Below are 13,093 nucleotides of genomic sequence, written 5' to 3'. Positions count from 1 at the left end.
AATGGCATGTTCTATAGGTATAACACGCATAAGACCTACTCCTACAGGAAAACTTCCTGCTGTCTTAGGTCCTCTTACTCTTCCATAGGCTTCAAAAGCCCTAGGAATCTGAGGATACTTTTTAACATTCTCCTTATTGTTAACCATCATTTCCATGATACCTGGAACCCAGGTCTCATACCAAAATGTATCTACTCCATCAATTTCATTTACAAAACAAACCCCTGCATCCGCTAATTCTAACAAAAGTTCTGTTGTTCTCTCTACAGATTTGCCACATAAAGGAGCAACATCTTTAGCAGTAACCTTTTTACGTATTTCCATACAAAGTACCACTTCAGCCATTTCTTCTGAAACAACAGGTTCAAGAATCATATACTCGGGATCTGTAGCTTTGATTTCATTTTTCGAGCCACGTTTCTTATTACTGATGTGATTTGCAAGATCAAGTACCTTTTCCTTGACCATATATTATCCCTCCCCAAAATAATTATATGTCATCATAAACAAAACTATAAACACCAGTGTTTACAATGAATTGCAAAGATGGCAAGACTCATTATTATTATTAACTATATTAAAATAATCAGCACTTTTAGGTTTTATTAAGTTATTAAAACAAAAGTAACCGAAAGAAGCTGATTATTATATATAGTCAAAATATTTCAAGGTAAGTTTGTAATATTTTTAATGTTATGAATTATTTAAAGTTATTTATTTTTCCAATTATCTATTTGTCCACGTATCCAGTCAGCCCATTCTCCAATTCCCTCTCCAGTTTTAGCTGAAATTGGAATAACTTTAATATTTGGATTCAGTTTTTTTACCCTCTCTTTTACTGCCTCCATATCAAATTCAAAATAGTCCGCTGCATCTATTTTGTTGACTAATAAAACATCAACTATTGAAAACATTAAAGGATATTTTAAAGGCTTGTCATCTCCTTCTGGTATGCTTAGAATCATAGCATTTTTTGATGCACCAGTGTCAAATTCCGCAGGACACACTAAGTTTCCAACATTCTCTAATATTGCAAAATCAATGTTATCTGTTCCAATACCTTTTAAACCTTGTCTAGTCATATCAGCATCAAGATGACACATTCCTCCTGTATGCAGTTGAATTACTTTAACTCCAGTCTGTGAAACCTTATGTGCATCCACATCTGAATCAATATCAGCTTCTAAAATACCAATGTTCATTTCATTTTGAAGAGCTTCAATTGTTCTTAAAACAGTTGTTGTTTTCCCTGAACCAGGTGATGACATAAGATTTAATAAAAAGACCCCATCTTTTTTCAATTCTTCTCTAAGTAGCTCAGCCTGACGATCATTGTTGTCAAAAACACTTTGCTTAATTTCTAAAACTTTAAATGCCTCCATGTAAACTCTCCCCCATTTCATATTTAATTTAGGTTACTTTATTAAAGTAGGTTACAATATATTATTACCAACTGTTCCACAATATAACATAACAGTTGTTATGTTTATAATATAATACACATCTACCTTTGTCAATGAATTAACATTCGAAATAATACATATGTTATGAAAATGCAGACTATTATGTCTTTAATGTAATACTCCTATGATATGTGAACCATAATGTTATAAAAATATGATATACTATTTTTAAATGAGGTGAATAAAATGAACGCTAATGAACCAAATGAAAAAAAACAACATATTTTAGATGCTGCAATTAGTGTATTTATAGAAAACGGCTTTGAAGAAACAAGTATGCGTCAAATAGCCTCAGCTGCTGGGCTTACTACTGGTGCAATATATCATCATTTTAAGAACAAGGACGAGTTATTCTACCACGCAGTAAAGGAAACTATGTACTTTGCTCAAAAACTTTCTGAAAAAGATGAAAGTAGTAATCTTAAAAGCACTGAAAATATGTTAAATGAAATTAGTGATAAAGTTAGAGAACGTATGTCTAAGGTTAATGAGCAACGCCTTTTAGTTTTATTAATAGGCTACGTATTATCCAAAGGTGGCTCTCTTAGTGAAAGCCTTAAACAAGATTATAATGAAATAATAAACAAGGTAGCAGATATGTACTTTTACGCATTTGGTATTGAAAATACCAAATGCAAAAAAAGTCTTGCTGCTATTTTAATAGCAGCTCTAGATGGTGTTGCAATGCAATATTCCCTGGGGGTTTTAAAACAGGAAGATCAAGAATTTAAAGACACCTTTGTGAGATTTTTTGCAGAAAGCATCCCTACATTTATGCAAAAAAATAAATCCTAAGCTAGGTTACATAAAACAAGGATACTTGTAATTTTTAAATAGCATCCTTGTTTTTTTATTGCTAAAACAAATAATATATGGGTGATTTTTATAATGAAAATTCTAATTGGTAATCTCTTGGGTCATTTTCATATAGTTCTTTATTTATTTCCACTGCTTCTTTACAGCCTAATGAAAAATAAAAAGCAATTGTTTCTTCAGCAGAACCTGCACAAATATAAATTTTATCTGCTTTCCACTCTCTTGCAGCATTAGCAGAAAGTATAAATAAATTTTTTCCTATTCCTTTATTTCTACATTCTAAGGTTATGAAAAGTTGATCTAATAAAACATAATTAAATTTTTCACCAAAAAATTCACGATTAACTGTTGAAAACCCCAGTAATTTATTATTACCATCAAAAGCAGCAATGGCACTTCCACCACTTAAGATAGTTTTTTTCAAATTTCTGAGATGATATTCATAGCCGTTTGGCCAATCACAATCTTGGTAATTTATTTCCACTAATTTACGTTTGCCATCCACATCTCTCCATGCTTTTCCTATATATTGAGATGGATTCATTTTGTTTATATACTCACATTCCTCTAATTCTAATTTTCTATATATAACATTTGCCATACTTCTACCTCCAAATACTTATGTAAAATAACCCTGTTCTATAATACTTTGAACTCCTTATAAATTTTCTCTTGCCACTAATTTCTTTTTTCTTTACAGTGACTTCACTTTTCTATCTCCTATTTACATAATACACATATTTTACTAAAAATCCAACAACTGAAATTTTAGTAAAATCTATATTCCTAATTAAATTTTTATTTTCAATGAATAATTATAGAACTGTTATCCCAAAATAGTATAGAGATATGTAGTGGAATCTTTCATAATGCTTGTAAAAATTTTTTTCTTGCAATTGAATTGATTTTATCAATATTTTAAATTTAATTTATATGATTCATAAATTAAGTGTTTATGGGCCTTAAAATACAATTTTAAAACTAATTTTATTTTCTAATTATTTATTATATAGGTTATTTATGTAAAGGTGACCATTAATTAATTGAAAATTCATTATGCTTTTCCACTTCACATTAGTGAAGATTCATGATAAACTTATTTTTACCAAAGGATTTCCTAGTAACAAATTTAAAGCCACTGAAACTTACTTTTTTATTTAACGTTATAGGAGGAAAATATTATGAAGAATCTAATGAAGAAATGGAATGGATTAAGTTTAGTAAAACGTATAATCATAGGTTTAATCATAGGTATTATATTAGCCGTAACCATTCCTAATGTAGCAAAGCCATTATCAATTTTTGGCTCTCTATTTGTAGGTGCTTTAAAAGCCATTGCACCTATCCTAGTCTTATTTTTGGTAACCAGTGCTATTTCCCAACACAAAAGTGGTCATGAGACCAATATGAAAACCGTTATTATTCTTTATCTTTTAGGAACATTCTTAGCCGGACTTGTTGCTGTTGTGGGAAGCTTTTTATTCCCGGTAAGCCTAACCCTTGTAGCTGGGGTAGAAAACATTACTCCTCCTGGCGGTGTAGTAGAAGTTCTTAAAGCTTTACTATTAAATCTAGTTGATAATCCAGTAAAAGCTCTTTTTAATGCTAACTACATTGGTATATTAGCTTGGGCAGTAATTCTTGGTTTTGCCTTGAAAAATGCTGCAAATTCTACAAAATTAATAATTTCCAATGTTTCTGATGCATTATCTCAAATGGTTGTATGGGTAATAAACTTTGCACCTTTAGGAATCATGGGCCTTGTAGTTGATACTATCGTTACAAGTGGAATAGCTTCACTTCTTAGCTATGGAAAATTACTTTTACTTCTACTTGGAAGTATGATTTTTGTAGCTCTTGTAGTAAATCCAATTATGGTGTATGTAGCTATTCGTCAAAATCCATACCCACTTGTATTTAAATGCTTAAAAGAAAGTGGAATCACAGCATTTTTTACACGTAGTTCTGCTGCTAATATTCCTGTAAATATGAGTTTATGTGAAGAGCTTGGTTTAGATAAAGATACTTATTCAGTATCAATTCCTTTGGGTGCCACAATTAACATGGCTGGTGCAGCTATTACTATTTCTGTTTTAACTCTTGCAGCTGTTCACACTCTTGGTATCCAAGTAGATATTGGTACAGCAATAATTCTTAGCGTACTTTCTGCAGTAAGTGCTTGTGGTGCTTCTGGAGTGGCTGGAGGTTCACTATTACTTGTCCCTCTAGCATGTAGCTTATTTGGAGTCCCAAGTGACATTGCTATGCAGGTAGTTGGTGTAGGTTTTATCGTAGGTGTTATACAAGATTCTGCTGAAACTGCACTTAACTCATCCACAGATGCACTTTTCACAGCAACAGCTGAATTTAGTAAGTGGCGTAAAGAAGGTAAAAAAATAAGTATTTCTAAATAGAAATTAAATACTAGTGTAATTCTTATATTTATAAAGATAAAGCCTCCTTAGATAGCTTATAAACTATTCTAGGAGGCTTTAAACCATCATAATCGCTTTAAAATTAGAATCCAATTTTACATACCATGGATATATAAAAAGTGATGAAAAAATTCATCACCTAAATATTACTTCTTAAATATTCCAAAAGGTTTTCCAACAGGTAAAAATACTCTTCCAAAGTGAGTATTTAATACTGCAGCCGCTGAACCATAGAAAGATACTAAAGCTATTCCTAACTCAGAATAAGCAGCTAGCATATGTGTTCCATGCTCCATTATTCCAAAAGTTGTTAGTGTTAATCCTAAGAATAGGAAATCTATCAATAGGAATATTGTAAATAACACCTTATGAGTTTCCATAGCACCTATAGTCATAAATATTGTAAAAATTAAATACCCTAAATAAGCAACTCCTAATTGATTTATGTCAGCTTTAGCTGCTAGGGCTGGTCCAAATACTCCATTTTGAATTAACCAAGTAAAACCAACTCCATACCAAAAGAATGCATAAGCACCAAAAGCTGTTGCTCCAAAAGTGTTGTTATGCTTAAAATCATTTAAACAAGCCAACAATTGTGCTGTTGCTCCTAAAAATATTGCCCATGGTAATACTAAAGATACTCCCTCTGTTAATCCTAACTTTTGAGATGATGCTACTAATGTTACCATTGCTAGTCCAAATAAACCTATTGCCGACGGATCAGCTACTACTACTTTAACCTTTGTTTCTTGCATAATATCCTCCTAATATAAGTTCACACAAATTTCATACTTTTAAACAATAACAAAAATATTATCCATTGTCAATAAAAATAATAATGTTTACATATTTATAAACCATTACTTTGAATTATATAAAGAACTATATATTNNATATTAATATGCAAAATAAAAAAACCGCCACAATAAGTGACGGCTTAAAATTAATAATTTTCTTTTCTAACTTCGAAATAACTTTGAGAATATTTACATACAGGACAAACTTCAGGAGCCTTTTTTCCCATTATAAGATGTCCACAAACACGACATTCCCACATAGTTTCTTCACCTTTTTCAAACACCTGTTGCATTTCAATATTTTTTAGCAATTTACGATAACGCTCTTCATGAGACTTTTCAATATCAGCCACTCTACGGAATCTTTCAGCTAATTCCTTAAATCCTTCCGCTTCAGCATCCTTTGCAAAACCATCATACATGTCTGTCCACTCATAGTTTTCACCTTCAGCTGCATGTAAAAGATTTTGAGCAGTATTTCCCAAATTACCCAACTCTTCATACCATATACGAGCATGCTCTTGTTCATTTCTAGCTGTCATTAGAAAAATTTCAGCTAACTGATCGTATCCTTCTCTTTGTGCAATATTGGCGAAGTATGTATATTTGTTTCTCGCCTGGCTTTCACCTGAGAAAGCTTCCATCAAATTCTTTTCTGTCTTTGTTCCTGCATAAATATTTTTAGTCTCTTTTTCTTCTTCAATTTTAACAAATACTGACGCTGGTTGTTTACATTTAGGACATCTAAAACCTTCTGGTAACTCCCCTTCATGAATATAACCACATACTGAACAACGATATCTTACCATTTTTATTCCCCCTAAATTTAAAATTTTTTATTTGAAATTTTATTTATTTATTTTTTCACAATCTATTCCTACTATTTCTTATTATACCATATAATATTTAATTTCCCAATATTAATTAGACCCTCGAAATTAAGTTATTTTTTATAAAATATCAAGTAATGTTATTTTCTTTCAGAGGTTTAGCATCAAAATTCCAGTAAAAATTCTATTTTTACTATAATTGTAATGTATTCAAACAAATCAAAGGACTGGTAAGACTTATATTTCCCATTGACTTGCTTTAGATTGTATTAACCATAATCTATTATAAAGTCCTTGTTTGGCTAGCAACTCCTCATGATTACCCTGTTCAGCAACTTCTCCATTTTCTAAAACTATAATTTTATGTGCTCCAACTATTGTTCTCATTCTATGTGCAATGACTAAAACAGTTTTATTTTTTACTAAGTGTGCTATAGCGTTCTGAATATAAGACTCATTCTCTACATCTAAAGATGCTGTTGCCTCGTCCAGTAAAACTACAGGAGCATCTTTAAGCAAGGCTCTTGCAATTGAAATTCTCTGTCTTTCCCCTCCTGAAAGAGTTGAGCCATTTTCACCAATCATTGTTTGATATCCCTTTGGCATTCGATTTACAAATTCATCACATTGGGCGGCTTTTGCTGCTGCCAGAACCTCTTCGTCAGTAGCATTTCTCTTACCAAGTCTAATATTCTCCATAACCGTATTATTAAAAAGCACTACATCTTGAAATACAATTGAGAAATTGTAAAGTAATGTTTCTGGTTCAACCCCACTTATATCTACTCCACCAAGTGTTATTTTACCTTTTGTAACATCCCAGAATCTCGCTGCTAGTTTTGCAGCTGTGCTTTTACCTCCACCTGACGGTCCTACAAGTGCTGTTACCTCACCTTGCCTTGCTGTAAAGGAAACATCCTTCAGTACTGTTTCTCCAGCATTATATGCAAATCCAACATGTTCAAAACAAATATCATATCCTTGATAACTAACTAATTCTGTTCCTGTCTGGATAGGTTGCTCTTCTATCTTTTTCATACGATTTATTTGTAGTAAAGAATTAAACATAGCTGCAAGGTTTATTAGTGATCCGGACAGAGGATCAAATACTCGAGATGCAGCTATCATGAACATCAGAAATGTAAAAAAATCCGTTTCACCATTAATTAAAAGAATAGACCCTATTAAAACCACCGTTGCCACACCGATACGCAAAATCATTTGTGCAGATACAACAAACATAGCTACATGAAGTTCTGCCTTTATACTAATTTTTTCAGAAACTTTCAGCTTATTGTCTAGTTCAGATAAGTATTTTTCAGTTTGATTATTTGCCTTGATTTCTTTAACTGTTTCTATGCATTCCTGAATACCATCTGCACGCTCAAGTTGAGCCTGCTTATTCATCAAATTAATTTTATCCTGATGTACCTTTCCACCTGCCGTTATTAGAAAAGCAACAGGTACTACCCATAGGAGAGCTAGTGCCATTCTCCATTCCATGATAAATAGACTAATTCCTATAAATAAAACTGATATAACTGAAGCAATAAATTCAGGAATATAGTGTGAAAATGCCGTCTCAAGTCCTGCACAATCTGTCATAATTGTAGTTGTCAAATCAGATAAATCTCGGTTACCAAAAAATGAAAGCGGTATTTTGCGGAGTTGTTCTGCAATAGATATTCGTTTATTAGCACTTTCTTTATANNCATACTGAATATATTGCAGCACAAAAATAACTCCTAAAATTAACACTGAAATGCCAATATACAACCAAAAACTCGGTGCGATTGTTTCATTACCCAAGAGAGGAGAAATAAAATTTTTCAACAACATATACAGTATTCCCACAGGGAACATTAGACTAATATCCGTAATAGTGCATGCTAAAATTGCTTTAATTAAATCCTTTGCACCTTGTTTACTAAGTGCAAATTGCTTTCTTAAGAAGTTAACCATTGGAAACAGCCTCCTTTCCTACATTCCAACTCGTAGAGGACTTATAGTCTGTCCACATCTTTGAATATAATCCCTTTTCATCAAGAAGCTCATTATGATTGCCTTGTTCAACGATCATTCCATCTTTTATAACTATGATACAGTCTGCATTACGAATTGTAGAAAGTCTATGAGCTATCATTAAAACAGTCTTTCCTTTGGTCAATTCTTCCAATGCCATTTGTATCTGATGCTCATTTTCAGGATCCGCAAAGGCAGTTGCTTCATCAAGCAAGATAATAGGAGCATTCTTTAAAATCGCACGAGCAAGTGCAATACGCTGAGCTTCACCTCCTGAAAGATATACGCCTTTTGTGCCAATTACAGTATCGATACCATTTGGCATTTTTCTAATAATATCTTCACACTGTGCCGCTTTTATAGCTTTTATAATATCTTCTCGAGAAGCATTTGGTTTTGCAGAACAAATATTATCTAACAAACTCTGTTTAAATAAATGTGTATCCTGAAAAACGAATGAAATGCAATTCATTAAATCCTCAGTAGCAATATTCCTCACATCAACGCCACCTACCATAATATTTCCACTATCCACATCCCAAAATCTTGGAATCAAGCTAGCAGCAGTAGTTTTCCCTCCACCCGAAGGGCCAACAAGAGCTACTGTTGTTCCTTGTGGAACGTGAAAGGATACATTGTTCAGTGCAGGCTGCCTTGCGTCCTTATAGGTAAATGTTACTTTATCAAAAGTGATAGAAGCATCCTTTGGTTGAAGTGGATGTGTTGATTCTTTTAGTGGTTTTTCTTCTAAAATACTCATTACGCGACTTACCGCATCCTTAGCTAACATCGAATTCTCACTTGAAAAAAGAATTCGTGTCATCATAACAGTACAATATGGAGTAAATAAAATATAAAATATAAAGTCAAGCAAAAACACTTCATAATTTGTAGCTGAAGCAATTAAAAGAATCCCTGCAGGAATCAAAAATGCAAAAATTGCATTAATACAAACTGTAAAACATGTCATCGGAATACGAAGAGAAATTGTATATTCAACTACCCATTTTTTATAATGCATAATTGAGTCATGAAAGTTTTTAAAAGAAAATACACTTTGCTGAAATGTCTTAACAACAGGAATCCCACGAACATATTCCACCGCTTCATTATTCATATTCTCAAGTGCATTTTGATATTCTCCCATTTTTTCTTTCATAGTAGCTCCTGCCATTTTAGACATGAACAAAAAACTAATTAACATCGGTGTAATACTTATTACTCCAAGACGCCAATCAAAAGTAAATAGTAATATAATCATTGCCACAGGTGTTATATACGCCCCTGTTAAATCAGGAAGCTGATGAGCTAAAAATGTCTCTGTTTGACCTGAGCTTTCATCAATTATCCTACGCAGTTTTCCACTACCTTGCTCAGATAAATATCCAAGTGGTAACTTAACAATATGGTGTAATGCCTTACTTCTCATATTTCTTGCAACGCGAAACGCAGATATATGCGTACACATCAAGGCTATAAAGTAAACAAAAATGCTTGCTGAGGCAAAAATTACTGTCATCCATCCGTAATGAACAAGATTTGTTGCCTGAGATACATTTGGTAATACCATAAAAATATCTCTTACAATAAACCAAATATATACAAAAGGTATAAGAGAAAGCACAGCACTAATACCCGAGAGGATACACCCTAAAATTGTTAACACTTGATATTTTCCTGCAAAGGAAAGTATTCCTGAGATTTTATTTTTCTTGTTGTTCAAATGAACCACCCCCTAATTTAATTAAATCACAATTAGTTAGCTATAGCTAACCAACCTCAATTATACGATTAATGTTTTTCCTAATCCATGCAATTCTTTTTAATTGCAAAAAGGATTTAATGGATTAACTTAGTTAGTTTACGCTAACTAAAGTATTTTAAAAAAGCACTCCTCTGGCGCATCTTATCCTCCTTACAAAGCAATATTATAATATGTTTTACATTTCATTTCTACTCCAAACGGTCGCATATCGCTCCATTCAGATTATTTGTTTTTCTATACACTACAGGTGACATGCCTATGACTTGTTTAAATGCACAAGCAAATTTGCTGGAATTTATATATCCTACTTTGTTAGCAATAGCGGTAACACTATCCGTTCCTTGGCGCAATAAAACTGCAGCTGCATGCATTCTATATGAACGCATAAATGCATAAATAGAAACCCCATAAACACCCTTAAAACAAAGCTTCATAGCAGTAAGAGGTATACAAAAATGCTCTGAAAGCTCCTCTAGTGTATAATGATACTCTAAGTTATTTGTCATATATTTTTTCATGTCTTTGACAATCTCAACTTGACTTTTATGAAAATATGGACGTTCTTCCCGCTTATCATCTACGTCAACAACACTGAGAAATAATAATAACTCCAATACTTTTAACTTAAAGTAACCATATTTTACTTTATCTGGTACAGTGTAAAGTTCAGAAAAAATATGCTCCACCGAATCCCTTGCTCTCATAATAAAACACTGGTTGTCAGAACATAATTTATCACGTAACTCATAGAGATCAATAGATATATCCTTTAGTACATAAGAAATTGAATTTGCAGCCTCCACAAGATTAATTATGACAGAAACACCATTATAATGCTCCAGAGGAAAACAAGAATTTTTTGTCCTATTGCTTAACATATTTACAGCTAAATCCCCTTCTTCCAGATACACATATGACCCATTATCAAAATCACATTCAAAACGACCTTGCCTACAATGGTTAATTTCCATTATGTCATAACAAGGACGTTTATTGTGAAAACAATTTTCCATATTAAAATCGTTGTATAGAAGTTCAATTCCCGGAAACACCTTATAACTTGTCATGATACCTTCTCCATTGTCACTTTCCATCCTATATACAGTATAATCATCCCTTTGTATATCAACTTTAACTTCTGGATCATATAGATTCTTTTCTTTTGATAAAATACTTATTATNNATTATAAACACCTTCTTTCATTATGTCTCAGATAAAATTATCATATTTTATATAATATTCCTTAGTTTATACATGTTAATTGTATATAAATTTAATAATTCTGTGAATATAGTTATTAATCTCTGATTTTGACCTTGTCACTGATTCTTTAATTTTATCATAATTCTTCATAACATAAAGTCTTTCAATTAAACTTTCTAAAAAATTACTAGTGATGAGAATTCTTATTTTTACGAAAACTATTTTCATGAAGTTGAGTCTATAACGGGTCTAGCTATACCTGTTGGTGAAGATATGCATGCACACTTTGTATATGGCAGAACTAGTTGTAATGATGTCCATATTTTATATATGTATCACCATTTTTAGGCAACAAAAAGACACATTGCAAGCTTTGTACCGTAATCAGATTTACGCGCAAAGCACTACATGTGTCGTGTCTTAAATTATAAGTTATTTTTTATAAATTGTGAAGAATCTTTATAATTTCTTTTGGTTTTAATACCTTTCCAAAGGAAACAACTTTTTCATTAATAACTAGTGCTGGAGTTGTCATTACTCCATAAGTCATAATGTCCTTAAAGTCCATAACTTTAATTATCTCAGCTTCCATCCCTGTTTCTTTTAATGCTACTTCAGTATTTTCTTTTAATGTAACGCATTTTTTACATCCTGATCCTAGAATCTTAATTATCATACATATCACTCCTTAAATATTATTTTTAAAAACCTAAATAAAATATATTCTATTAAAATTATAAAATGTCTTAATAAGTAATCTTATAGTAGAAGATAACCAAAGGCATTAAAGACATAACCTATGATAATAATTCCTATAGTAACAATTCCTATAAAAATACCTAAAANNATAGATGGAAGGGAAAGTGCAGTTACACCCATCATAAATGATAACGCTGTGCCAATTCCTACTCCTTTAAGCACCAATGCTTCTGCAATTGGTAGAGTTCCAAAAATATCAGCATACATAGGAACTCCTACAAAAGTTGCTATTAGAACAGAATACCATTTATCCTGACCAAGAACAGCAGTAATTACATTTTCTGGAATCCAATTATGAATTGCAGCTCCAATTCCTACACCGATTAAAATATAAAGCCATACTTTTTTTATAATGTCCAAAACCTGGTTTTTAGCAAAAATCATCCTATCTTTTTTAGTCAAATCTTCTTGCTCTACTTCAATCATCTTATTGTTAAAAACGAAGGACTCTACATATTCTTCAAGTTTCAATTTACTAATAATTGAGCCTCCAATAACTGCAAGAATAAGACCTACAACCACATAAGCAATTGCAATCTTCCAGTTAAATATGCTTGCAAGCAAAATAACGGAAGCTAAATCTACAAGAGGTGAAGATATTAAGAATGAAAATGTAACTCCAATTGGTAGACCTGCACTAGTAAATCCTATAAACAACGGAATGGATGAGCATGAACAAAAAGGTGTAACAGTTCCAAGTAAGGCACCCAATATATTGGCCCAAATACCATTAAACCTTCCTAAAATTTTCTTAGTTCTCTCTGGTGGGAAGAAACTTTGTATATATGAAATTAAGAATATTAATACTGAAAGTAGTATGAATATCTTTATAACATCATATATAAAGAAGTGAATACTTCCTCCAATTCTGCTATTAACATCTAGTCCAAATAATTTTTTTACTATAAGCGTAACTAAATTACTAAGCCATTCCATTTTCAATAGTTGATTATTTAACCATTCAAATATAAACACATTACCATCTCCTTAAGTTATATTTTG

General features: G+C 31.9%; 12 protein-coding genes and 1 pseudogene. 3 read left to right on the top strand and 10 right to left on the bottom strand.

Translation table 11 applies throughout. From position 1 onward, the window contains the following. Together B2671_RS01235 and hypB are read right to left on the bottom strand one after the other, a co-directional pair. Nucleotides 1-468, bottom strand: a pseudogene (locus B2671_RS01235) (pyridine nucleotide-disulfide oxidoreductase); the annotation flags it as partial. A gap of 242 nt (nucleotides 469-710) precedes the next feature. Next, a complete protein-coding gene (gene hypB, locus B2671_RS01230; protein ID WP_346868773.1) occupies nucleotides 711-1,382 on the bottom strand; it encodes a hydrogenase nickel incorporation protein HypB in 672 nt (223 codons plus the stop codon). Between the two features lie 267 nt (nucleotides 1,383-1,649). Between hypB and B2671_RS01225 the strand changes: the two genes are divergently transcribed. Then, nucleotides 1,650-2,258, top strand: coding sequence for a TetR/AcrR family transcriptional regulator (locus B2671_RS01225; protein WP_346868772.1), 609 nt, complete (start codon nucleotides 1,650-1,652; stop codon nucleotides 2,256-2,258). A gap of 88 nt (nucleotides 2,259-2,346) precedes the next feature. On the opposite strand, the gene B2671_RS01220 is transcribed toward B2671_RS01225, so the two are convergent. After that, nucleotides 2,347-2,880: a GNAT family N-acetyltransferase gene (locus B2671_RS01220; protein WP_346868771.1), complete on the bottom strand. Its 534-nt coding sequence runs from the start codon at nucleotides 2,878-2,880 to the stop codon at nucleotides 2,347-2,349. A 580-nt stretch (nucleotides 2,881-3,460) separates the two neighbouring features. On the opposite strand from B2671_RS01220, the gene sstT reads away from it, so the two are divergent. Further along, nucleotides 3,461-4,693, top strand: a complete 1,233-nt coding sequence (gene sstT / locus B2671_RS01215) for a serine/threonine transporter SstT (RefSeq protein ID WP_346868770.1) — start codon at nucleotides 3,461-3,463, stop codon at nucleotides 4,691-4,693. Nucleotides 4,694-4,860: 167 nt separating this feature from the next. On the opposite strand, the gene B2671_RS01210 is transcribed toward sstT, so the two are convergent. The 5 genes from B2671_RS01210 to B2671_RS01190 all read right to left on the bottom strand — a co-directional run bounded on the left by B2671_RS01210 (nucleotide 4,861) and on the right by B2671_RS01190 (nucleotide 11,306). Next, nucleotides 4,861-5,469, bottom strand: a complete 609-nt coding sequence (locus tag B2671_RS01210; RefSeq protein WP_346868396.1) for an acetate uptake transporter — start codon at nucleotides 5,467-5,469, stop codon at nucleotides 4,861-4,863. A 188-nt stretch (nucleotides 5,470-5,657) separates the two neighbouring features. Then, entirely contained in the window at nucleotides 5,658-6,320 is a 663-nt protein-coding gene (gene rbr, locus B2671_RS01205; RefSeq protein ID WP_346868769.1) for a rubrerythrin, read from the bottom strand. A gap of 258 nt (nucleotides 6,321-6,578) precedes the next feature. Continuing rightward, a complete protein-coding gene (locus B2671_RS01200; protein ID WP_346868768.1) occupies nucleotides 6,579-8,303 on the bottom strand; it encodes an ABC transporter ATP-binding protein in 1,725 nt (574 codons plus the stop codon). Then, complete coding sequence (locus tag B2671_RS01195) at nucleotides 8,296-10,086, bottom strand: ABC transporter ATP-binding protein (RefSeq protein ID WP_346868767.1); 1,791 nt, start codon at nucleotides 10,084-10,086, stop codon at nucleotides 8,296-8,298. Before B2671_RS01195 ends, B2671_RS01200 begins: the two co-directional genes overlap by 8 nt. Before the next feature lie 230 nt (nucleotides 10,087-10,316). Further along, a complete protein-coding gene (locus B2671_RS01190) occupies nucleotides 10,317-11,306 on the bottom strand; it encodes a helix-turn-helix domain-containing protein (protein WP_414632599.1) in 990 nt (329 codons plus the stop codon). Between the two features lie 209 nt (nucleotides 11,307-11,515). Here B2671_RS01190 and B2671_RS17540 point away from each other — a divergent pair, with 209 nt between their 5' ends. After that, a complete protein-coding gene (locus B2671_RS17540) occupies nucleotides 11,516-11,680 on the top strand; it encodes a YmaF family protein (protein ID WP_414632598.1) in 165 nt (54 codons plus the stop codon). A 91-nt stretch (nucleotides 11,681-11,771) separates the two neighbouring features. Here B2671_RS17540 and B2671_RS01185 read toward each other — a convergent pair whose 3' ends face one another. Continuing rightward, nucleotides 11,772-12,008 carry a thioredoxin family protein gene (locus B2671_RS01185; protein ID WP_346868765.1) on the bottom strand — a complete coding sequence of 79 codons (237 nt, stop codon included), beginning with the start codon at nucleotides 12,006-12,008 and terminating at the stop codon, nucleotides 11,772-11,774. Nucleotides 12,009-12,091: 83 nt separating this feature from the next. Beyond that, complete coding sequence (locus tag B2671_RS01180) at nucleotides 12,092-13,066, bottom strand: permease (protein WP_346868764.1); 975 nt, start codon at nucleotides 13,064-13,066, stop codon at nucleotides 12,092-12,094. Between the last annotated feature and the right edge of the window lie 27 nt (nucleotides 13,067-13,093).

The organism is Clostridium sp. UBA5119 (genome assembly GCF_002414285.1).
Classification (GTDB): domain Bacteria; phylum Bacillota; class Clostridia; order Clostridiales; family Clostridiaceae; genus Clostridium_J; species Clostridium_J sulfidigenes.
This window is presented reverse-complemented; position numbering and strand designations above follow the sequence as displayed.

Excerpts from the sequence above, each read along its gene's own strand:
- hypB (WP_346868773.1), bottom strand. The coding sequence starts at position 1,382 with ATGGAGGCATTTAAAGTTTTAGAAATTAAGCAAAGTGTTTTTGACAAC.
- B2671_RS01225 (WP_346868772.1), top strand. The coding sequence starts at position 1,650 with ATGAACGCTAATGAACCAAATGAAAAAAAACAACATATTTTAGATGCT.
- B2671_RS01220 (WP_346868771.1), bottom strand. The coding sequence starts at position 2,880 with ATGGCAAATGTTATATATAGAAAATTAGAATTAGAGGAATGTGAGTAT.
- sstT (WP_346868770.1), top strand. The coding sequence starts at position 3,461 with ATGAAGAATCTAATGAAGAAATGGAATGGATTAAGTTTAGTAAAACGT.
- B2671_RS01210 (WP_346868396.1), bottom strand. The coding sequence starts at position 5,469 with ATGCAAGAAACAAAGGTTAAAGTAGTAGTAGCTGATCCGTCGGCAATA.
- rbr (WP_346868769.1), bottom strand. The coding sequence starts at position 6,320 with ATGGTAAGATATCGTTGTTCAGTATGTGGTTATATTCATGAAGGGGAG.
- B2671_RS01185 (WP_346868765.1), bottom strand. The coding sequence starts at position 12,008 with ATGATAATTAAGATTCTAGGATCAGGATGTAAAAAATGCGTTACATTA.